The sequence below is a fragment of the Streptomyces longispororuber genome (assembly GCF_014656095.1).
Taxonomy (GTDB): domain Bacteria; phylum Actinomycetota; class Actinomycetes; order Streptomycetales; family Streptomycetaceae; genus Streptomyces; species Streptomyces longispororuber.
On record NZ_BNBT01000108.1, the window covers coordinates 1 to 23,609 of the forward strand.

Genomic DNA, 23,609 nt, shown 5'->3' on the forward strand with positions numbered 1-23,609 from the left:
CTCGACGACGTCCTCGCCAAAGCCCTCGACCTCCTCGCCCCCGGCGGCCGCATCATCGTCGGCGACGTCCGCAACGCGGGCACCCTGGACCTGTTCAACACCGGGGTCCACTTCGCCCAGCACCCCGACGCCGCCCCGGCGGAGGCGCGCGCGGCCATCGCCCGTGCGACGCTGACGGAACCCGAACTCGTCGTCGACGCGGAGTGGTTCACGCAGTTCGGCGAGAAGCACGGCGCGGGCGTGGTGGACATCCGCCTCAAGCCGGGCCACGCCCACAACGAACTCACCCGCCACCGCTACGAGGTCGTCGTGCACAAGGACGCGGCCGGTGCGGTGGACGTGGCCGAGGCACCGGCGGTGGTCTGGGGCCGGGAGACGGACACGCTGGCCGGTCTCGCCGACCTGTGTGCCGCGCAGGGCGGTCCCGTACGCGTCAGGGACATCCCCAACGCCCGTCTCACCGGCGAACTGGACCTGGCCGTGACGGCCGGGGTGGTCGCGGCCCCCGCCGCCACCGGTGCGGCGGTGGACCCGCAGGAGCTGCACGAGTGGGCGGCCGAGCGCGGCTGGGGCGTCCTGACGACCTGGTCCGGCACGTCGGCGGAGAGCTTCGAGGCGGTCGTCCTCACGGACGGCCCGGCGGCGCGGCGGCTGTTCTCCGGCGTCTTCCTGCCCTCCGGCCGCGCCGGCCGGACGCTCGCCAACTCCCCTGCGGCGGCCAAGCAGATCGGCGCGCTCGTCGGCTCGCTGCGCGACTACCTGCAGGAGCGGCTGCCCGTGCACCTGGTGCCCGCCGCCGTCGTGGCGATCGCCTCGGTGCCGCTGGCCGCCAACGGCAAGCTGGACCGCCAGGCGCTGCCCGCCCCCGACTTCACCGGAGCGGTCACCGGACGGGCGGCACGCACCGCGCGGGAGGAGCTGCTGTGCGACCTGTTCGCCGAAGTCCTCGGCGTCCAGCGGGTCGGCGTCGACGACAACTTCTTCGACCTCGGCGGCCACTCGCTGCTCGCCACCAAGCTCATCAGCCGCATCCGCGCCGAGCTGGGTGCCGAGGTCGAGCTGCGGACGCTGTTCGACCACCCGACCGTGGCCGGTGTCGCCCTGCACCTGGACGGGGACGCCGGTGTCCGGACGGCCCTGGCACCCGTCGCCCAGCGGCCCGAGCGGCTGCCGCTGTCGTTCGCCCAGCAGCGGCTGTGGTTCCTCCACAAGGTCGAGGGCCCGTCGGCGACGTACAACATGCCGTTCGTCCTGCGGCTGAGCGGTGAGCTGGACGTGGCGGCGCTGGAGACGGCCCTCAACGACGTCATCGCCCGGCACGAGTCACTGCGTACCGTCTACCCGGAGATCGGCGGCAAGCCGTACCAGGACATCCTGGAGCCGGGGCGCGCCCGCGTCGGCCTGACCGTGGAGTCGGTGCCGGACGAGGAGGCGCTGCGGGCGGCCGTCGGCGCCACGGCCCGCCACACCTTCGACCTGGCACGCGAAGTGCCGGTGGCGGCCTGGCTGTTCACCACAGGGCCGACCGAGTCCACGCTGGCGATGGTGATCCACCACATCGCCGCCGACGGCTGGTCCGCCGCGCCGCTGGCCCAGGACCTGGCCACCGCCTACACCGCCCGCACCCAGGGCGAGGCGCCCGCATGGACACCGCTGCCGGTGCAGTACGCGGACTACACGCTGTGGCAGCGCGAGCTGCTCGGCGACCGCAGCGACCCGGACAGCCTGTACAACAAGCAGTGCGCGTACTGGGCGAAGCAGTTGGCCGGGCTGCCCGAGCAGGTGACCATCCCCGGCGACCGGGCGCGGCCCGCGGTCATCGAGTACAAGGGCGACCTCCTGCAGCGCACCCTGGGGGCGGACGTCCACCAGGGCGTGAGCGAGCTGGCCCGGGCCTCGGGGGCGACGCCGTTCATGGTGCTGCAGGCCACCATGGCCGCGCTGCTGACGCGCCTCGGGGCGGGCACGGACATCGCCATCGGCAGCGGTGTCGCGGGCCGCACCGACGACAGCCTGAAGGACCTCGTCGGGCTGTTCGTCAACACCTGGGTGATGCGCGCCGACACCTCGGGCAACCCGACGTTCGCCGAGCTGCTCGCGCAGGTCCGCAAGTCGAGCCTGGCCGCCTACGCCCACCAGGACATCCCCTTCGAGTCCCTGGTGGAGACGCTGAACCCCAAGCGCTCCGCGTCCGTCCACCCGCTGTTCCAGATCGCCCTGGTGCTGCAGAACAACGAGGAGGCGGACTTCGAGCTGCCCGGCCTGCGGGTGCGCGAGGAGGGCGTCGGCACCGGGACGTCCCGCTACGACCTGCTGCTGAGCCTGAGCGAGACGTTCACCGACCGCACCACGCCCGCGGGCATCCACGTCGCGGCGGAGTACTCCACCGAGCTGTTCGACGCCACCACGATCGAGACGCTGATCGACCGCTGGGAGCGGCTGCTGATCGCCGCCTTCACCACACCCGCCCAGCGCATCGGCCACGCCGACCTGCTCACCCCCGAGGAGCTGCGCGAGCTGCTCCTCGCCGAGCAGCGGCAGACCGGGCAGAGCCTGGCGCCCGCCACGTTCCCCGACCTGTTCCGGGCCTGCCTGGAGCGGGCACCGCGGGCCCTGGCGGTGGAGTCGGCCGACGACGCCTGGACGTACGAGGAGCTGAACGCGCGGGCCAACCGCGTCGCGCACTGGCTCATCGCCCGCGGCATCGGACCCGAGCAGTCGGTCGGTGTGTCCCTGCCCCGCAGCGCCGACCAGGTGGCGGTGGCGCTCGGCATCCTCAAAGCGGGCGCGGCGTACCTGCCGATCGCGCTCGACTACCCGGCCGACCGCATCGCCTACATGGTCGACGACTCCCGCCCCGCGGTGGTCTTCACCACCCGGTCCGCCGCCGGCGAGCTGCCCGCCGGCCTGCCCGCCGACCTCGTCGCCATCGACGCCGAGGACGTCAGGCGGGCCTGGCAGGACATGCCGGAGAGCGACCCGGTCACCGACCTGGTCCCGGACCACCCGGCGTACGTCATCTACACCTCGGGCTCGTCCGGGCGCCCCAAGGGCGTGTGCGTCACGCACACCGGTCTGGCCGCCCTGAGCGTCAAGACCGGCGAGCACCTGGCCATCGACGCGGACTCCCGCGTCCTGCAGCAGGCGTCGCCGAGCTTCGACGCGGCCTTCTGGGAGCTGGTGATGGCCCTGACCACGGGCGCGGCCCTCATCGTGCCCGAGCGGCAGCGCCTGGCGGGGGAGGACCTCGCGCACACCCTGGCCACCCGCGCCGTCACCCACGTCATGGTGCCGCCCAGCGTCGCCGCCACCATGCCCGCCGACGCCGCGGGGACCCTCACCGGGCTGCGGGTGCTGACCGTGGGCGGCGAGGCGTGCCCGCCCGGCCTGGTCGCCCAGTGGGCACCGGGGCGCAGGGTCGTCAACGCCTACGGCCCCACCGAGACGACGGTGTGCGCCACCATCAGCACACCTCTCACCCCCGAGCGGGCCCCCATCGGCACGGCCGTCACCGACAACCGCCTGTACGTGCTCGACGAGCGGCTGGTCCCGGTCCCGCCGGGTTCCCCCGGCGAGCTGTACGTGGCGGGGCCGAGCCTGGCCCGCGGCTATGTGCACCGCCCCGGCCAGACCGCGGGCGCCTTCGTGGCCGACCCCTACGGCCCGGCGGGCGCGCGCATGTACCGCACCGGCGACGTGGTGCGGCGCGGCAACGACGGGCAGTTGGAGTACCTCGGCCGCGGTGACGACCAGGTCAAGGTCCGGGGCTTCCGCATCGAACCCGGCGAGATCGAGGCGGCCCTGGCCGAGCACCACGGTGTGGCCCACGCGGTCGTCCTGACCCGCACGCTGCGCGGCAGCACCCAGCTCGTCGGCTACGTGGTACCCACCGGCGACCGCAACGCGGACGCGGGCGACGACTTCGACCTGACCACGGGGGTGACCCCGGACGAACTGCGCAAGTTCGCCACCGGGCGGCTGCCGGAGTTCATGGTGCCCTCGGTGTTCGTCCTCATCAACGAGCTGCCGCTGACCGCCAACGGCAAGCTGGACAAGGCCGCGCTGCCCGAGCCCGAGGTCACCGAGGGCGCGTACCGGGCCCCGCGCACGGCCGAGGAGCAAGTCATCGCCGCGGCCTTCGCCGAGGTGCTCGGCGTCGAACAGGTCGGCGTCGACGACGACTTCTTCGCCGTCGGCGGCGACTCCATCCGCTCCATCCAGGTGGTCTCCCGCGCCAAGGCCCGCGGCGTCGAGGTCACCCCGCGGCAGATCTTCCAGCACCGCACCGTCGCCGAGCTCGCCGCGGCCCTGCACACCGGCGGCCGGGCCACCGCCGCCCTGGCGGAGCTGGAGGGCGGCGGCGTGGGCACCCTGCCCCTGCTGCCGATCGCCCGCTACATCACCGAACTGGGCGGCGGCTTCGACCGGTTCGCGATGTCGGTGGTCCTCGAACTGCCCGCGGGCATCGACCACCAGAGCCTGGTGGCGACGCTGTCCGCGGTCCTCGACCACCACGACGTCCTGCGCTCGCGCCTGGTGCCCGGGACGCGGCCGGAGCTGGAGATCTCCGCTCCCGGCACGGTCGACGCGGCGTCACTGGTCCACCGCGTCCCCTGCGACGGAGCCTGGGACGAGAACGGCTGGCAGGAGAAGGCGGCGTACGAACTCGACGCCGCCACCGGCCAGTTGGACCCGGAGGCCGGGTGCATGGCCCGCTTCGTCTGGTTCGACGCGGGCCCGGGGACGGCCGGGCGCCTGATCATCGTCCTGCACCACCTGGTGGTCGACGGCGTGTCCTGGCGCATCCTCCTGCCCGACCTGGCCCAGGCCTGGGCCCACGTCCGCGAGGGCCGCGCCCCCGAGCTCGCCCCGGTCGCCACCTCGGTACGCCAGTGGGCGCACGCCCTGGTCGACGAGGCCGGACGCCCGGAGCGGGTCGCCGAGCTGGAGCTGTGGCGCTCGGTGGTCGAAGGACCGGACCCGGTGATCGGCTCGCGGCCTCTCGACCCGGCCGTCGACCTGCGCTCCACCGTGGAGACGGTGCGTCTCGAACTGACGGAGGCGACCACCGAGACACTGCTCACGACGCTGCCCGCCGCGTTCCACGGCGGCGTCAACGACGGGCTGCTGACCGGTCTCGCCCTGGCGATGGCCACGTGGCGCGAGCGGCGCGGCGTGGACGAGTCGTCGCTGCTGCTGCGCCTGGAGGGCCACGGCCGCGAGGAGGCCGCGGCGCCCGGTGCGGATCTGTCGCGCACGGTCGGCTGGTTCACCAGCATGTTCCCCGTACGCCTGGACGTGGAGGGCTTCGCCCTGGAGGAGGCGTTCGCGGGCGGCCGGTCCGCGGGCGGCGTCATCAAGGCGGTCAAGGAGCAGCTCAACGCCGTCCCCGACAAGGGCATCGGCTACGGCCTCCTGCGCCACCTCAACCCCGAGACCGCCGAGGTCCTCAAAGCCCACGGCACCGGGCAGGTCACCTTCAACTACCTGGGCCGGTTCACGGCCGACACCGAGCCGCGGACGTCGGGCGCGGCCGGCTGGACCATGGCGGCGGACGCGGAGGACCTCGTCGCGGACCTGGACGCGGACATGCCCGCCCTGGCCACCCTGGAGATCAACTGCTACGCCCTCGACGGCGAGCGGGGCCCGCGGCTCAGCGCCGACATCGGCTTCCCCGCCGGGCTGCTCACCCGGGAGGAGGCGCAGGAGTTCGCGGACCTGTGGCGCACGGCCCTGGAGGGCCTGGCCCGGCACGCGGACGCGCCCCGCGCGGGCGGCCTGACACCGTCCGACGTGCCACTGGTCAAGGTGAGCCAGCGCGACCTGGAGGCGTGGGAGGAGGCCCACCCCGGCCTCGCGGACGTGTGGCCGCTGACGCCCGCGCAGTCCGGCATCCTGTTCCACAGCGCGATGGCGGAGTCGTCGTTCGACGCCTACCGGATCCAGCTCGTCCTCCATCTGTCCGGGGACGTGGTCCCCGAGCGCATGCGGGTCGCGGGCCAGGCCCTCCTCGGCCGGTACCCCAACATGGGCGCCGCCTTCGTGACCGGCGCGAGCGGTGAGCAGGTGCAGCTCGTCCTCGACCACGTCGAGCTGCCCTGGCGCGCCGTGGACCTGCGCGACCTGAGCCGGGCCGAGCGGGACGAGGAACTGGAGCGGATCCTCGCCGCCGACCACGCCGAGCACTTCGACCCGGCCGTGCCGCCGATGCTCCGCATGACCCTGGTCCAGATGGACGCGGACCACTCGGAGCTGGTCCTCACCGTCAACCACGCCCTGTACGACGGCTGGTCGCTCGCACACCTGATGCGCGACCTGATCCTCCTGTACGAGGCCGAAGGCGACACCTCGGGGCTGCCGCGCGTACGCCCCTACCGGGACTTCCTGGAGTGGCTCGGGCGCCAGGACCACGAGGCGTCGGCCCGGGCCTGGGCCGAGGAGCTGGCGGGCGTCACGGAGCCCACGCTGCTGGCGCGCACCACCGGCCCGGAGCAGGGCGGCGGCCTCGGGCAACTGGAGCTCCCCCTCGACGCGGAGACCTCGCGCGCCCTCTCGCGCCGGGCACGCGAGCTGGGCATCACCCTCAACACCCTGCTGCAGGGCGCCTGGGGCGTCCTGGTCGGCCAGTTGACCGGACGGCAGGACGTGGTGTTCGGCACGACCGTCACCGGCCGCCCGCCGCAACTGGCGGGGGTCGACGACATGGTCGGCCTGTTCATCAGCAGCCTCCCGGTGCGGGTGCGCCACTCCGCACGTGAGAGCCTGGCGCAGGTGCTCACCCGGCTGCAGGAGCACCAGACCACGCTCATGGACCACCATCACCACAGCCTCAGCGAGATCCACGAGATGGTCGGCCTGGGCACGCTGTACGACTCGATGGTGCTCCTGGAGTCCTTCCCGATCGACCGCGAGGGGCTCACCCGGGCGCACACGTCGGCCGGTGTCGCCGTCACCGGCATCCGCATGCTCAGCGGCACCCACTACCCGTTGATGCTGGCCGGCACCGCCGATCCGCACCTGCGGCTCGGCCTGCAGTACCAGGACAACATGTTCACCGCCGAGGAGATCGAACGGATCGCCGCCCGGCTCGGCCGCGTACTCGAACAGCTCGCGGCCGACCCGCACACGCCGATCACCGGCCTCGACATCCTCGACGCGGCCGAACGCGACCTGGTCCTGCGGCAGTTCAACGACACGGCGGGCGAGCTGCCCGAGCGGACCATCACCCAGCTCGTCGAGGAACAGGCCGCCCGGCGGCCCCGGGCGACCGCGGTGGTCCACGACGACCGGTCGCTGACCTACGGCGAGCTGAACGAGCGGGCCAACCGGCTCGCCCGCCACCTCGCGGGACGAGGCATCGGCCCCGACGACACGGTCGCCGTGGTACTGCCCCGCACCCCCGAACTGGTCGTGGCGCTGCTCGCCGTGATCAAGGCCGGGGCCGCCTACGTGCCCATCGACCCGGGCTACCCGAGCGGCCGCCTGGCGCACATCCTCTCCACCGCCGCACCGCGTCTGATCGTCACCGACGCCACCGCGGCCGGGGTGCTCCCCGAGCAGGACGCCGAGCTGCTGCACCTGGACCGGACGGACGTGTCGGGCCACGCGGGCACCGACCTGGACGACGCCGACCGGACCCGGCCGCTGCGCCCGGACCACCTCGTCTACCAGGTGTACACCTCGGGCTCGACGGGCCTGCCCAAGGGCGTGGGCATCAGCCACCGCAACCTGGTCAACGCCCTGGCGAGCGTGGCCGAGGACATGGGCCTGCCGCACGGCTGGCGCATGCTGGCGAGCACCTCGATCGGCTTCGACGTCGCGGCGTTCGAGCTGTTCGTCACGCTGACCACCGGCGGCAGCGTCGAACTCGTCCGGGACGTCCTCGCCCTGGCCGAGCGCGACACCTGGGACGTGGACGTCATCAGCTCGGTGCCGTCCGCCTTCACGGAACTGGTCGACCAGCTCGGGGACCGCGTACGCCCCAAGGCGCTGGTGTTCGCCGGTGAGGCCCTGACCACCGACCTGGTCGGCCGGGTCCGTGCCGCCTGGCCCGAGGCCCGCGTCGTCAACGGCTACGGGCCCAGCGAGACCTTCTACGCCACCACGTACGTGCTGCCCGCGGACGGCCCCGGCACCACCGGCGTCCCGATCGGCCGCCCGCTGCGCAACCTGCGGGCGTACGTCCTGGGCCCGGGCCTGAACCCGGTCGCCCACGGTGCCGTCGGAGAGCTGTACATGGCGGGCGCCGGCGTGGGCCGCGGCTACCACAACCGCCCGGCCCAGACCGCCGAGCGCTACCTGGCCGACCCGTTCGGCCCCGCGGGGGAGCGGATGTACCGCACCGGCGACCTGGCCCGCTGGAGCGAGGACGGACACCTGGAGTACCTCGGCCGCGCCGACTCCCAGGTCAAGATCCGCGGCTACCGGATCGAGCCGGGCGAGGTCGAGGCCGCCGTGACCGCGCACCCCGAGGTCGCCCAGGCCGCGGTCGTCGCGCGCGACACCGCGGGCGGCAAACAGCTCGTCGCCTACGTCGTCCCGGCGGACAGCGGCGAACCGGCCACCGCCGAACCGGCCACCGCCGAGCTGCGCGCCTTCGTGTCCGAGCGGCTGCCGGAGTACATGGTGCCCGCCGCGTTCGTCACCCTGGAGCGGCTCCCGCTGTCACCGAACGGCAAGCTCGACCACAAGGCGCTCCCCGCGCCGGACGTCACCGCCGCGGCGGCCTACCGGGCGCCGCGCACCCCGCAGGAGGAAGTGCTCGCGGGCCTGTTCGCCGACGTCCTCGGCATCGACAAGGTCGGCGTCGACGACAACTTCTTCGACCTGGGCGGCCACTCGCTGCGCGCCACCCGGCTGGTCGGCCGCATCCGCACGGTCCTCATGGTCGACGTGCCGATGCGGGTCGTGTTCCAGTCACCCACCGTCGCCGGTCTCGCCGCGCACCTCAACGGCGGCGGTGAGGCCACCGGCCACACCGATCCGTTCGGCGTCGTGCTGCCGCTCAAGACGGGCGGCGACAAGGCGCCGGTCTGGTTCATCCACCCCGGCATCGGCCTGTGCTGGTCGTACCTGGGCATGGCCACGCAGCTCGGCGACCGCCCGGTGTACGGCATCCAGGCCCGCGGCTACGACGGCTCGCCGATCCCGGAGAGCTTCGAGGCGATGGTCGAGGACTACGTGGAGCAGATCCTCGCCGTCCAGCCGGAGGGCCCGTACCACTTCGTCGGCCACTCCATGGGCGGCACCCTGTCCCACGCCGTCGCCGCCGAACTCCAACAGCGCGGCCACGACGTGCCGTTGCTGGCGATCCTGGACGCCGCACCCAGCACCACGTTCGCCCGGCAGAACGTGGTCCTCGACCCGTCGCAGGCACGGGAGTTCCTCCAGGGATACCTCCCGGGCGGTCACGACGACGCCGACCGCCGGGCCCTCATCACGAACGGCACGTCCCTCATGGTCGAACACGTCCGCCTGGTGCGCGCGTACACCCAGCCCGTCTACCAAGGTGACGCGGTGTTCTTCAACGCCACCCTCAGCCCGGAGGCGTCGGCCGACCACTGGGAGCCGTACGTGCGGGGCAGCGTGCGCACGTACGACATCGAAGCCACCCACTTCGGCATGGTGTCGCCGAAGCACACCGACGAGATCTGCAAGGTCCTCAACCGCTGTCTCGACGCCCAGAGGCCACGGTGAGCATGAACCCGGTGGACCACGCGAGCGGCGCTCCGCCGCTGACCCGCGTGGCTCCGCCGGGGCCGGCCGGTGCACGCACCGGCCGGCCGGGGCCCGCCACCCCGTGGCCCGGCCCCTGCGACCCGAGGAACTCCCCAGGGAGCTCCAGGAAGCCTCGAGGAAGAGGGACAACGTGTCGGAACAGATCTCCAGACTGACGAACGCGACCGTGAGCAACCCCGCGGAGTACGGGCCACTGCGCGAGCGCGGTCCCGTCCTTCGCACCGTCATCGACGGTGTGGAGCTCCCGGTCTGGTTCATCTCTGATTACGAGGAGTGCAAGGAGGCACTCAACGACCCGCGCTTCATCCGTGACGCGACCAAGCTGCCCGGAAGGGAAGGACCCGGCCTCGCGGAGCAGATGCTCGGAGGGGCCGGTCTGCCCGAGGAGTACTTCGCGTACTTCGGCAACCTCAGCCTCTCCGACGGCGAGGAGCACACCCGGCTGCGCAACGCGGTCGCCCGCGCCTTCACCGCCCGCCGCGTCAACGCGCTGCGTCCGAGCCTGGAGAGGACGGCCTCGGACCTCTACGCCGCCCTGTCGGCGAAGAAGGAGGCCGACCTGGTCGCGGAGCTCGGCTACCCGTTCGCCACGGCCGCCATCTGCGAGCTCATGGACATCGAGGAAGCCGACCGGCCGCAGCTCCAGAGCTGGGTCCTGGAGATGCTCTCGTACGACCCCGAGCTGTTCGTCCCGGCCGTCCGCGGCATCGTGGAGTACTACAAGGACCTGATCGCGCGCCGCCGCGCCGAACCCACCGACGACCTGGTCTCCGAACTGCTCAAGCCGGGCGGCATCCACCACGACCTGCTGGCCGAGGACGCGATCATCTCGATCTTCATGCTCCTGACCAGCACGGGCATCGCGCCGCCCGCGCACTTCCTCGGCCAGGCGCTCCTCACCCTGCTCAACCACCCCGAGGAACTCGCCGAGCTGCGCCGCCGGCCGGAGCTGCTGGCCAAGCGCGCGGTCCCGGAACTGCTCCGCTACACCACCTCCGCACCGACCGGAGGCCCGCTGCACGCGGCCGAGGACTTCGAGTTCCACGGCTGCCCCGTCAAGCAGGGGGACGCCGTCGTCCCCTCACTGATCGGGAGCAACCACGACCCGAAGCGGTTCACCGAGCCACAGAGGCTCGACCTCGCCCGCGACCTGGGCCCCGGCGTCGGCCACCTGGCCTTCGGCAGCGGCCCGCACTACTGCACCGGCGCGTCCCTCGCCCAGTTGGAGACGGAGGTGGTCATCGACACGTTCCTGCTCAAGAACCGGACGGTGGAGCTCGCGGTCGAGCCCGACCAGCTCCCGTACGTCGACATCCCGGGCAAGGGCGCCGCACTCGGCAGCCTGCCGGTGCGCTTCTGACACCACCGACGACCGACACCCTGACAACTGACCCCTTCGACAACTGACCCCTTCGACAACCGACACCACCGACGGCACGAACGTCGTACAGAAGGCGAGGCCGTCCGGACTCCGCACAGGGGTCCGGGCGGCCTCGCCGCCGTTCCGGCGCCGTGGGCGGCCACCAGCGACGCGCGGGGAACACGACGAAGCTCCCCGCCGCACGGGCCCCCTGTCGAGGTCACCCGTGCCACGAGGAGCTTCGTGCGCCGGTCCGTGCCCTGTTACGCGGCCGCGAGCAGGTCGAGCAGCTCGGGCGTGACGAACTCGTCCGACGGGCAGGCGCCCGACATCGCCGAGAAGTAGCGATCGGTGAGTTCGGCGCTGCCCGCGATCACCCGGAGCAACGCGAGCTGGTGCTTGCCGGCCGACAGCCCGGCGGTGGTGAGGGTGTGGCGGTAGTCGGCGGTGAGCATCGCGTCGCGCTGCGCGTGGAACGCGCTCAGCGCGTCGTCGAGCCGCCGCGGGTCGTGCAGCCCGTCGCCCACGCGCTCGACGAGCAACTGCACCTGGCGGAAGGCGTCCGTGATGCCCCGCGCCGTGATGGAGTCCTTGTGGTGTCCGGCGTCCCCCACGAGCACCCAACCGGGGCCGCTCGCCCTGCGGAAGAAGTTCCGCTGGTCACCCGTGCCGTGCAGGCGCTCCAGCCTGCGGCCGCCTGCCATCTGCTCGCGCAGCTCCGGGGCGATGGCCCCGACGGCACCGAGCAGCTCCCCGAGCGCGTCCGCCCGCACCTCCTTGAACCGGTGCTGGGGGAAGTACGCGCCGACCAGCGTCGCGCCGTCGTGCGTCGGGATGGTCCCCACCCAGCTCCCCGGCGCCTCGTACAGCCGGAACCGCCGTGGCAGGTCCGACCAGTACGTGTAGTAGGCGCACGTCAGCTTCGGGTCCTCGACCTCGATCTGCGCGCCGGCCTTGGCGGCCACCGTGGAGCGCATGCCGTCCGCGCCGACGACCAGGGTGGCGCGCACCGTGTACTCGGTGCCGCCCGTGCGCACCCGGACCCCGGTCACCCGGTCGCCGTCGAACGTCAGGTCGAGCACGGTGGAGTCCTCGCGGAACTCGGCGCCCGCGGCGACCGCGGCCCGCGCCAGGACCGCGTCGAGGAGGTGCCGCCGGGGCGCGAACGCGGTCCGCACCCCGTCGACGGCCCAGGAGCAGCCCTCCAGGTGGATGTCCGCCACGCTGTAGCTGGCCCGGGCGATGGGCGGGCACCCGGTGGCGACCACGTCGGGGAGCACGTTCCACCGCTGGAGCAGGGCGACCCCGGGCTGGTGGATGAGCAGGGTGGAGAGCGTGTCCCGGGGGAAGCGCGCGCGTTCGAGCAGCAGCACCCGGTAGCCGGCCCGCGCGAGCAGCATGGCGGTGGGGGAGCCGGCGACGCGGGCGCCCACCACGACGACGTCGTACGTGTCGTTCATCGAGGACCTCCAGCGGTACGGGGACGGCGGCGGCGCTCGTGTCCGGCGGCGTCGTACGGAACCGTGTACGGGGCGCGGAGCCGTGACGGACGGCGGGGACCCGGCCCGGGGCTCACGACCGGTCCCCCCTGTCCATCCGGCGCAGCGCGGGCTTGGTGGACTTGGCGGACTTCTTGACCACGTGGGCCAGGTCGACGATGGTGGCGGACTCGAAGATGGACCGGATCGCGACGGTGACGCCGAGTTCCTTGCGGATGCGGCTGCTGAGCCGGGTCGCCATCAGCGACGTGCCGCCCAGGGCGAAGAAGCCGTCGTCGATGCCGATGTCGTCGACCTCGAGGACCTCCGCGAACAGCGCGCACAGCACTTCCTCCTGCCGGTCGCGCGGCTCGCGGTGGACGCGCTCCGCCCGTTCCGCCGAGGCCAGACCGGACACGTCGACCCTGCCGTTCGGCAGCCGGGGCAGGTACGTCAGCGGCACCACCGCGTCCGGGACCATGCAGCGCGGCAGCCGGGCGGCGGCGAAGGCGGCCAGGTCCCCGGTGTCCAGATCCGCACCCACCACGTACGCGCTCAGGTGCGGCCCACCGTCCTCGGCCCCCGCCACGACGGCGACGTCGGCCACCTCCGGGTGCTCGGCCAGCACTGCTTCGACCGCGGGCGGACTGATCCGTACGCCGCGGACGGTCACCTGGCCGTCGGCGCGGCCCACGAACTCCAGGCCGCCGTCGTGCCCGAGGCGCACCAGATCACCGGTGCGGACCATGCGCGACGCGCCCGGGCCGAAGGGATCCGGGACGAACCACGCCGCGGTGGTCCCGGGCCGGCCGTGGTAGCCGAGCCCGAGCGCCGGACCGGCCACGTAGAGCTCGCCGACGGCGCCCGGCGGAGCGGGCTGGAGCGTGTTGTCGAGCACGTGGAACCGCGTGCCCGGCGACGGCGGGCCCACGGGCTCCTGCTCGCCGGAGCGGGACGGGGAGGCGCTCGCGCGGCCCCACTCGGGCGCGGCGCAGGCGGTCGTGCCCTTCGCCGGGTCACCCGGCACACCGGCGGCGGCGCGCTCATCGGCGGCGGCGTGCCCGTCGGCGGTGGCGTGCCCGTCGGCGGCGGCGAACTCGACGCCGCCCCCGGCACACACCGCGCCGAGCACGTCGACCAGCCACGACCCGAAGTCGCCGGTGCCGTCCGCCGTACGGTCCACGAGCAGTGCGGCCTCCGTCGCGGCGTGCGCGACGCGCGCGGCGAGGGCCTCGTGGCTGACCGCGACGGTCCTGCGGCCGTCCGCGTGCCCCCACGACGGCAGCAGCGCGGCGATGTCCGCCGGGCGTACCGGCGCCCGGTCCGTTCCCGTACCCGGCGCGGGCAGGCCGGTGACCACGAGGTCCGCGTCGTCGTCAGGGGCCACCGGACAGCAGCCCGCACGCTGCGCCGCGACCAGTGCCACCACGGCGTCCGGCGGGGACGGCAGGCGCACGGCCACCGTGGTCCCCGGCGCGACACCGCGCTCGGCCCACGCCCGTGCCACCTCCGTGGCCCTGCGGTCGAGGTCCTGGTAGGTGAGCGCGTCCCCGTCGCACCGCACCGCCACGGCGTCCGGTGTCCGCCGCGCCCGCGCGGCGAGCAGCGCGGGGACCGTCCGCCCGGCGGGCGCCGCTCCCTCGGCGGCCGGGGCGGTCCGCTCCGCCGCCAGGAGGGCGTCCACCGCGCCGACGCGCAGGTCCGGGTCGTTGGCGAGCTGGCGCAGGATCCGGGCGAACCTGGCCGCGACAGCGGTCGCCTCCGCCCGGCCGAAGACGTCCCGCCGGTACTGCACGCAGGGCCGCAGCGGGCTGTCGGGCTCGGCGAACACCATGAGGGCCAAGGGGTAGTGGCTCACGGTGAAGGAGCGGATCCCCACCACCTGCAGCCCGGCCCCGTGGCCCGCGCCGGCGATGCCGGTCCGGTCGAGCGGGAAGGACTGGAAGCCGACCACCGTGTCGAACAGCGCCGTCACGCCGGACGCCTGGTGCAGCTCGCTCAGCCCGTGGTGGTGGTGGTCGAGCAGCGCCGCCTGCCTGCGCTGCAGGTCGACGACCAGGTCGCCGAGCGCCCGGAAGGGGGCGCAGTCCAGGCGGACCGGCACCGTGTTGAGCAGCATGCCCACGATCGCGTCCACGCCGGGCACCGCGGGCGGCCGGCCGGAGACGACGGCCCCGAACAGGACGTCACGCCGCCCGGTCAGCCTCGACAACAGGACTGCCCACGCCGTCTGGACGAGGGTGTTCACCGTGACCCCGAGCCGCGCGGCGCACGCGGCGACCGCCTCGGACTCCGCCGCGGAGAGCGCAGCGTCCACCTGCCCGATGCCCGCGCCGTCGTCGTCGGTCCGGCGCCCGCCGGCGACCAGGGTCGGCCCGTCGACGCCGTCGAGTTCACGCGCCCACACGGCCGCCGACTCCGCCGGGTTCTGCTCGGCACGCCACTGGAGGAAGTCCCGCTGGCTGCGTACCCGCGGCAGCTCCGCCGAGCGGGACCCGTAGTGCAGCAGCAACTCCCGTACGATCAGCGGGATCGACCAGCCGTCGACGACCGCGTGGTGCGCGGTCAGCACGAGGTCCGCCACGTCGGGCGCGCTGCGGACGAGCGTCATGCGCAGCATCGGGGGGACCACCGGGTCGAAGTGTTCCCGCAGGTCGTCGGCGAGCAGCCGCTCGAACGCGGTGGTGCGCGCGGCCTCGTCCAGGTCGCCGAGGTCGACCACGCGCCACGGCAGCTCGGCGTCGGCGAGGACGAGCTGGGCCGTCTCCCCGCGCTCGTCGGGGGCGAAGACCGACCGCAGGCCCGCGTGCCGTGACAGCAGCCGCTGCCCGGCCGCGCGCATCCGCTCCGCGTCGAGCGGCCCCAGCAGCCGGAGCACGTACTGCACCTGGTAGGCGTCGAAGCCCGAGTCGACGGTCATGCTGTGGAACAGCAGGCCCGACTGCAGCGGCGTGAGCGGCCAGACGTCTTCGAGGTCCGGGTGCCGCTCGGCCCAGACGTCCAGGTCGGCCTGGGTGACCGACGCCAGCGGTACGTCGGAGGGCGTCAGCCCGTGCACCCCGGGGACGGCCGCGCGGCGGGCCAGCCCCGCCAGCGCGGTGCACCACAGGCCCGCCAGTTCCTCGACCTCGTGGCGGGCCAGCACACCCGAGGGCGCGGCGAACACCGCGCGCAGTTGCGGCCCCTGGTCGGTGTCGACGAGGCTCGCGTTGATGTCCAGCTCCGCCGGCGCGGGCATCCTCGGGTCCTGACCGCTGTCCAGGTGCGCGAGTTGAGGCACCTCGACGCGGCTCCAGGAGCCGGTGCCGGCCGGGGCGAAGCGGCCCAGGTAGTTGAAGCCCACCTGCGCCATCGGGTACGCGTCGAGCACGGCCGCGGTGTCGTCGTTGAGGTGGCGAAGCAGCCCGTACCCGATGCCCCGGTCGGGGACCGCCCGCAGGCGCTGCTTGGCCAGCATGACGGCGCGGCCCGCGGCCGGGCCGCCGGCGAGCGCGTCGGTGACGTCGACGCCGTCGAGGTCGAGCCGGACCGGGTACACGGTGGTGAACCACCCCACCGTCCGCGACAGATCGGCCCCCGGGGCCGCGCTCTCCTCCCGGCCGTGCCCCTCCATCCGGATCAGCACGGACGACTCGGCGTCGCCCTTGGCGCGCCGCCGCGCGGTCAGCGCCAGGGCCAGCGCGGCGAGCAGACCGTCAAGGACCTCCCCGCGGAACACCGACGGCACCGTGGTCAGCAGCGCCTCGGTGACCGGGACCGGCACGGTCACCGGGACCTCGGCCACGGTGCCGACCACGTCGACCGACGGGTCGAGGCGGCGCCCGCCGACCAGGGGGTCGGGACCGGCCAGGATCGACCGCCACAGCGGCAGTTCGGCCAGCCGCCGCGGGGAGCGCGCCTCCTCGGCCAGCGCGTGGGCCCAGGTGCGCATCGAGGTCCGCACCTCCGGCAGCCGCGGCTTCCGCCCGCCGCGGACGGCGGCCCACGCGTCGGCGAGATCGGACTGCAGGATGCGCCAGGACACGCCGTCGACGACGAGGTGGTGCAGCACCACGAGCAGTGCGCCCGGCCTGCCGTCGAACCAGACGAAGCGGGCGAGCGCCCCGGCGGACGGATCCAGGCCCGCGGCCGCCCGGTCCAGGTGCCGTGCGACGGCCTCCTGCCACTCCGGGCCGGCCTGGTCGACGCCCTCGACCCGGTCGACGGCAGGCACGACCGTACCGGGAGCCGACACCACGACCTCGTCCCCCACCAGGCGCGCGCGCAACATGTCGTGCCGGTCAAGGACCGCGAGCAGGGTCTGCTCCAGGCCCGCCTCGTCGATCCCGTCCGGCAGGGACACGACCATCGCCTGCGCGAAGCGGTCGAAGCCCGGACCCCAGTCCCGGATCCACCGGGCGACCGGCAGCATCGGCATCGACCCGACGCCGCCGCCGTCGAGCTCCGCCAGCACTTCGACCGATGCCGCCGACCGCGTCGCCGCGAGCTCCGCCAGGGCGGCCACCGTCCGCCGCTCGAAGACGTCCTGGGCACTGAGGTGGATGCCGCGCTCCCGCAGGCGCGAGACGACCTGGATCGACTGGATGCTGTCGCCGCCGATCACGAAGAAGTCGTCGTCGACACCGACCTCGTCAATGCCGAGCACCTCGGCGAACTGCCGCGCCAGCGCCGTTTCCGTCTCGTCGCGCGGCGCCTGGTAGGCGCGCTGCCGCAGCCGGGGCGCGGGCAGCTCCGCGAGGTCGGGCTTGCCGTTGGGGGTGAGCGGGATCCGCTCCAGCGGCACGAACGCCGCCGGGACCATCGGCGCGGGCAGGAGCCGTGCCGCGAACGCGCGGAGGTCACCGACCGAGAAGGACGGCTCCAGTGCCAGGGAGCCGTAGGAGTCGCTCGACACGCCGCTCTCCCGCTCTCCGCGCTCCTTCGGTACGACGTACGCGACGAGCTGCTTGCTCGACCGCGTCTCGCGCGCGACGACCACGGCGTCAGCGACACCGGGGTGCGCGGTGAGGACGGCCGCCACCTCATGGGTCTCGATGCGTACGCCGTGGATCTTGACCTGGGTGTCGGCCCGGCCGTGGAAGGCGAGCGTGCCGTCGGCCGACCGGGCCGCCAGGTCACCGGTGCGGTACATCCGGGCGCCGGGCGGCCCCGACACGTCCGGGACGAACCGGGCCGCGGTCTCGCCCGGGTTGCCCAGGTAGCCGCGGGCCAACAGGGGCCCGGACACGTACAGTTCGCCCACGGTGTCCGGCGGGACCGGGCGCAGCGTGGCGTCCAGGACCTGGACCCGCGCGCCCTCGACGGCGTGGCCGATGGTCGGCGCCCGGCCGTCGGCGGCCAGCGGCGCGCTCATGGTGGCGCACACGGTGGTCTCGGTGGGGCCGTAGGCGTTGATCATCTTCCGCTCGCCGGCCCAGGCCTCGACCAGGTTCGGCGTGGTCACGTCCCCGGCGACCACCAGGCACTCGACGGCGGGCATCGCGTCGGTGGGAAGCGTGGCCAGCACGGGCGGCGGCAGCGTCACATGGGTGACCCGGCGGGACGTCAGGGTCTCGGCGAGCGGCCGGCCCGGGGCGAGGTCGGCGTCGTCGGCCAGCACCAGTGTCGCGCCGCAGAGCAGGGCCATGCACAGCTCCCACACCGAGGCGTCGAACCCCGGCGAGGCGAACTGCAGCACCCGGCTGCCCCGGGTGACGCCGAGCCCGGTGGCGTGCGTGGCGGCCAGGTCGGCCAGCCCGCCGTGGGTGACCACCACGCCCTTGGGCCGGCCGGTGGACCCGGAGGTGTAGATGACGTAGGCGCTCTGCGCGGGCCTCGGGAACGCCGGCGCCGGGGCGTTTCCACCGAGCTCCTCGGGACGGAGGACCGGCACCGTCACGCCCGGCAGTTCGGTGGTGGCGGACGCGTCCGCCACCACCAGTGCGCAACCTGATGTGTCGACCATGTAGGCGAGGCGCTCGGCGGGGTGCGCGGTGTCCAGCGGAAGGTACGCGGCCCCCGCGCGGACCACGCCGAGCAGGACGGTCACCCACTCCACCGACCTGCGCAAGGCGACCGCGACGACGGATTCGGCCCGCACCCCGGCGGCGAGCAGTCCCCGCGCCACCTGTTCGGCCCGTTCGTCCAGCTCCCGGTAGGTCAACGACACGGCGCCGTCCTCCACGGCCACCGCGTCGGGCGACGTCGTCACCCAGTGGTCGAACAACTCCGGTAGAGAGCGTGCGCCACCGTCAGCGCCGGAGCTCCGTCGTGCCACGTTGCGTCCCCCCACGGTTCCTCCCTCACATGATTCCGTACGGCAATCTCCGAGAGCTCGAAGCAGTGCAAGGCGACTGCCACATCCTTTAATCCAGCGTATGAACACAACTGCCCGGGTGCGCGGACTGTCAAGAAGTGCATGCCGCGGCTTCCAATGGTCCACTGTTGGCCGTGCGGAGCTTGCCGGACGTCCTGTTGCCGGGACATTCGACGGTACGCTCTGCTGATGAATCCGCGGGGAGGCGGAGGGCGCATCCGAACGGAATTTCTCAATCCACATCGGGGTGCGCAGGGCGGAATTCTCTGATCCGTATCTTGGCGCACTGCGCCTGCCCATTCGCTTTTACCGCAGCTCACCGACTACGGGAGTATGGAAATGGCAGCGAGGAAACACCGTTCGGGCACATCGGTGATCACCGATATGTTCCCGAAAGCGCGCGTCGAGTTCGTCCACGGCGACACGATGACGATCACGCTGTGGGAATTCGATCAAGGCGGCGACGTGCCGTCCCACCAGCACCCGCACGAGCAGATCGTGCACTGCCTCGAGGGCACGTTCGAGGTCACGGTCGACGGCGAGGTCGTCGTGCTCGGTGCGGGCGAATCGGTGGTCATCCCCTCCGGCGTCGAACACGCGGCACACGCGCGGACCGCCGCCCGGGGAATCGATGTCTTCCACCCGGTACGCGAGGATTACCGGCTCTGAAATGAAGGGAACACCCGTGTCCAGCAACGACCGCAACCTCAAGGTCCACACGTTGGGGCCGACAGGAACGAACTGCGAAGCGGCCGCACATCACTACCTGCAACAGCGCAACTACAAGCAGGGCGGCGTCGTTCTCTACGACACGCTCGAAAGCGCGGTCGACGGTGTTATGGCCGACCCGCACGACAGCGTGCTGCTCGGCTGCGTCGTCTATCCGAAGCTGAACGAGATCGTCTTCCGGAACCTCAAGTCGATGTCGTTGCACGAATGCTTCATGATGCCGACCCACCACATGGTGCTCGCCGGACGTGATCGAATTCCGGTACGGAAAGTGCTGAGCCACCCCGCGCCCGTCGGCCTCATCGAGGACCGCGGCTACGACATCCGGCTCGTGACGAGCAACGCCGCCGCGGCGGTGGAGTGCGCCGCCGGCGGGGCCGACGCGTGCATCACGACCGATGTCGCCGCCGAGGCGAACGACCTGAAGCTCATCGAGGACTTCGGCCCGGTGCACATGGGCTTCAGCATCCACGTGCCCCACGGGACCACGCTGTGACCGCGGGCACCGACGTCCGGCGGGCCGGCACCGGGGCACCGCTCGAGGAGACGTACGACCTGGTCGCGACAGCGGTGCGGGAGCACGACATCTCGACACCGACGCTCGCGGACGTGCTCGACGCGCTGGGCGTCACCAACCGCGTACTGGACGCGCGGCTGCACCGCGTGTCGGCCCACGGCGGGATGTTCTTCGGCGCCGCGTACACCGTGAGCTGGGTCCCGGTGCGCAAGGGCCCGAGCATCGTCGCCGCCTCCCCGAGCACCTGGCGAGAGGTCCGCGACTTCCTCGTGCCCCAGGTCGTCGACGGGCAGGGGATGGTCTACGTCGCGGGCTCCGGCCCGCTGGTCACCGACGCCGCGCTCGCGGGCGGGCTCTCCACGACCTATCTGCTCGAACAACTGCGGTTCGAGGGGCTCGTGCTGGGCGGCGCCATCCGCGACCGGGACGTCGTCGAGCAGAGCACCCGTCCGGTCGTCGCGAGCAACTTCGTCCCCACCGACACCCAGGGCGCGTACCGCGTCGAGTCGGCCGGCGACACCTGCCTGGTCGACCACGTGCCCGTGCACACCGGCGACTGGGTGTTCTCCGACGGCAACGGCACGGTGGTGGTCCCCGCGGCACGGCTGCGCGAGGTGCTGACCGCGGCCGGGGCCACCGGACGCACCGAACGCGACGTCCTGCGCCGCATCAGGGCCGGCGAACGACTCCCCGACCTCATCGACGAGGTCGGCACCATCTAGTCCCCACACCCGGGAAGGAGGCCGCCATGCGCGCGGTCGCGGTACACCGACACGGCGGTCCTGAGGTACTCACACCCACCGAGTGGGCCACCCCGGCCGTGGGGCCCGGCGACGTCCTCGTCGACGTCGCCGCCATCGGTGTCAACTACCACGAAACCTACGAACGGAGCGGCCTGTACCCACGCGAACTGCCGTACGTCCCCGGACGCGAGCTGGCGGGCACCGTGGCCGCCGTCGGCCACCAGGTCACCGGCATCGAGGTCGGCGACCTGGTGGCCACGGCCGACGTACCGGCGCCCGGCGCCTACGCCGAACAAGTGGCCCTGCCCGCCGACCGCGTGGTCCGGGTGCCCGACGGAGTGAGCGCCGAACAGGCCGCGGCGGTGCTGCTGCAAGGGCTCACGGCACATGTGCTCACCCAGGACAGCCACCCCGTACGCCCGGGGGAGACGGCCCTGGTCCACGCCGCGGCCGGTGGTGTCGGGCTGCTCCTCACCCAGGTGCTGCGGACCCATGGTGTCCGCGTCATCGGGACCGTGTCCACCGCGGCGAAGGAGGAAGCGGCACGACGGGCCGGGGCGGACGAGGTCATCCGCTACACCGAGGTCGACTTCGCCACCGAGGTCGCGCGGCTCACCGGCGGCGACGGCGTGGACGTCGTCTACGACGCGGTCGGCCGGACGACCTTCGAGGGAAGTGTCGCCTCGCTGCGCCCACGAGGCTCCTTCGTCCTCTACGGACAGTCCAGCGGCAAGATACCGCCCCTCGACCTGAGCACCGGCGTACGCGGCTCGATCAAGCTGACCCGCCCCTACCTCCCGGACTTCATACCGACCCGCGACGAGCTGCGGACGCGCGGCACCGCGGTGTTCTCCTGGATCCTCCGGGACAACGTCGACGTCCACATCGGACGGATCTACCCGCTGGCCGACGCCCGTACGGCACAGGCGGACCTCCAGCAGCGCCGCACCATCGGAAAGCTGCTGCTCACACCCTGACTTCGGCACCGAACAACCCGTACCACCCATGGCCACCGCACCACACGAGGGGGAGCAAGGCGTGTTGGAACCACAAACCGAAGCGTTCACAGAACTGGACATCCACCTGTCCATCGGACAGGCACGAACCGACATCGACGACCTGGACCTCGGCATCATCAGACTGCTGCGGATGCGCCGCGCGGTGTCCCAGCGCATCCAGCGGACCCGCCTGCGGGCGGACGGGCCGCAGATCGATCCCGGCCGCGAGGACGACATCGCGCGGGTGTACCGCTCCCACTTCGGGGACAGCGGCGACGACGTCGCGGCCGCCGTCCTGCGGGCCTGCCGATCATGACAGCCGTGGCGAACACCGCCCCGAGCGGTGCCGACGTCCTGCTCACACCCGTCGAACACCAGCAGCCGTACTGGCCCGACCCGGGCCGACTGGCCGACGTGGTGAGCACGCTGGACGGCCTGCCCGCACTGGTGCAGCCGGACGAGTGCGACGCGCTGCGGCTGCGCCTGGCCGACGTGGCCCGGGGTGAGGCCTTCCTGCTCCAGGGCGGCGACTGCGCGGAGCTGTTCGCGTCGCCGCTGATCGAGCCGACACGGAACAAGCTGCGCTGTCTCGCGGACATGGCCTCGGTGCTGCGCTCCGGGTCCGGGCTGCCGTGCCTCACCGTCGGCAGGATCGCCGGGCAGTACGCGAAGCCGCGCTCGTCGGGCGCCGAGACCAGGGGCGACCGCGCCCTGCCCGTCTACCGGGGCGACGCGGTGAACGACCTGCGCTTCGACACCGAGGCCCGGACCCCGGACCCGGGGCGCCTGCTGGCCGCGTACCGGGCCGCGAACCGCGTGCTGTCCGACATCCGGCGGCTCCGCACCAGGGGCCGGGCGCTCTTCGCCGACCTCGGTGGCGACTTCTTCACCAGCCACGAAGCGCTCCTGTTGCCGTACGAGACCGCCCTCACCCGGAACGACCCGTCCTCCGGGCGGTCCTACGGCCTCTCCGGGCACCTGCTCTGGATCGGCGAGCGGACGCGACAGCCCGACGGGCCGCACGTGGCCCTGATGGCCGGCATACGCAACCCCGTCGCGGTGAAGATCGGACCGACCACGACCCGCGCGGACATCGCGGAACTGGTCGAACTGCTCGACCCGCACCGCGAGCCGGGCCGGCTGACGTTCATCGCCCGCCTCGGCGCGAACGCGGTGCACGACCTGCTGCCCCCGCTCGTCGACGAGGTGCTCGACCGGGGCTCCCCGGCGGTCTGGGTGTGCGACCCCATGCACGGCAACACCCGCACGACCGCGGACGGCATCAAGACCCGCCGCTTCGAGACGATCTGGGCGGAGGTGCGCGGGTTCATCGAGGTCCACCGGGCACTTGGCACGCACCCGGGCGGCCTGCACCTGGAGCTGACCAGCCGCGACGTGACCGAATGCACCGACGAACACGGCCCCGTGCGCGAACGGGACCTGGCCCGGAGGTACGAGTCGGCCTGCGACCCGCGCCTCAACGGTGACCAGGCGCTGGAGCTGGCCCGGCTGACCGCACCGCTGCTGAGGCCGGGCGTCCGCAGCGGAGGGCTCTCGCGGGCCGCCACCACGCTCGGCTGAGCCTTGGGGCGGCACGCCACGGTCGGCTGAGCCTCCGCGCGGTACGCCTGGCTCGGCTCAGCCTCCGGGCGGCACGCGGGCACCCCTCAGCACTTCCAGGTGCCCAGCGATACCCAATGAGGCTCCGCGATACCCAGGGAAAAAGGACGCTGCACGGGCGGATGGCCCGT

The 23,609-nt window shown here is 73.1% G+C and carries 10 protein-coding genes; 8 read left to right on the top strand and 2 right to left on the bottom strand.

Annotation, left to right across the window (positions count from 1 at the left end; genetic code table 11):
- Both IE330_RS26895 and IE330_RS26900 read left to right on the top strand, forming a co-directional pair.
- Nucleotides 1-9,696, top strand: a 9,696-nt coding sequence (locus IE330_RS26895) for a non-ribosomal peptide synthetase (RefSeq protein WP_190138716.1), incomplete at its 5' end; no start/stop codon positions are given.
- Nucleotides 9,697-9,868: 172 nt separating this feature from the next.
- Nucleotides 9,869-11,098, top strand: a complete 1,230-nt coding sequence (locus tag IE330_RS26900; RefSeq protein WP_190138717.1) for a cytochrome P450 — start codon at nucleotides 9,869-9,871, stop codon at nucleotides 11,096-11,098.
- Nucleotides 11,099-11,361: 263 nt separating this feature from the next.
- Here IE330_RS26900 and IE330_RS26905 read toward each other — a convergent pair whose 3' ends face one another.
- Both IE330_RS26905 and IE330_RS26910 read right to left on the bottom strand, forming a co-directional pair.
- Nucleotides 11,362-12,558 (bottom strand): NAD(P)/FAD-dependent oxidoreductase, encoded by a 1,197-nt coding sequence (locus IE330_RS26905; RefSeq protein ID WP_190138718.1) that lies wholly within the window; start codon nucleotides 12,556-12,558, stop codon nucleotides 11,362-11,364.
- A 112-nt stretch (nucleotides 12,559-12,670) separates the two neighbouring features.
- The gene (locus tag IE330_RS26910) at nucleotides 12,671-18,766 is read right to left on the bottom strand and encodes a non-ribosomal peptide synthetase (RefSeq protein ID WP_190138719.1); all 6,096 of its coding nucleotides are present in this window, start codon (nucleotides 18,764-18,766) and stop codon (nucleotides 12,671-12,673) included.
- Nucleotides 18,767-19,210: 444 nt separating this feature from the next.
- Between IE330_RS26910 and IE330_RS26915 the strand changes: the two genes are divergently transcribed.
- The 6 genes from IE330_RS26915 (at nucleotide 19,211) to IE330_RS26940 (ending at nucleotide 23,439) form a co-directional block, all read left to right on the top strand.
- Entirely contained in the window at nucleotides 19,211-19,540 is a 330-nt protein-coding gene (locus IE330_RS26915) for a cupin domain-containing protein (protein WP_190138720.1), read from the top strand.
- A gap of 16 nt (nucleotides 19,541-19,556) precedes the next feature.
- A complete protein-coding gene (locus IE330_RS26920) occupies nucleotides 19,557-20,096 on the top strand; it encodes a bacilysin biosynthesis protein BacA (protein WP_229925954.1) in 540 nt (179 codons plus the stop codon).
- A complete protein-coding gene (locus tag IE330_RS26925; RefSeq protein ID WP_190138722.1) occupies nucleotides 20,093-20,839 on the top strand; it encodes an RraA family protein in 747 nt (248 codons plus the stop codon). Before IE330_RS26920 ends, IE330_RS26925 begins: the two co-directional genes overlap by 4 nt.
- 26 nt (nucleotides 20,840-20,865) lie before the next feature.
- A complete protein-coding gene (locus IE330_RS26930; RefSeq protein WP_190138723.1) occupies nucleotides 20,866-21,837 on the top strand; it encodes a quinone oxidoreductase family protein in 972 nt (323 codons plus the stop codon).
- A 61-nt stretch (nucleotides 21,838-21,898) separates the two neighbouring features.
- On the top strand, nucleotides 21,899-22,174 hold the full coding sequence (locus tag IE330_RS26935; RefSeq protein ID WP_190138724.1) for a chorismate mutase family protein: 276 nt from the start codon (nucleotides 21,899-21,901) through the stop codon (nucleotides 22,172-22,174).
- On the top strand, nucleotides 22,171-23,439 hold the full coding sequence (locus tag IE330_RS26940; protein WP_190138725.1) for a 3-deoxy-7-phosphoheptulonate synthase: 1,269 nt from the start codon (nucleotides 22,171-22,173) through the stop codon (nucleotides 23,437-23,439). The genes IE330_RS26935 and IE330_RS26940 overlap by 4 nt, the downstream gene beginning before the upstream one ends.
- Nucleotides 23,440-23,609: the final 170 nt, after the last annotated feature.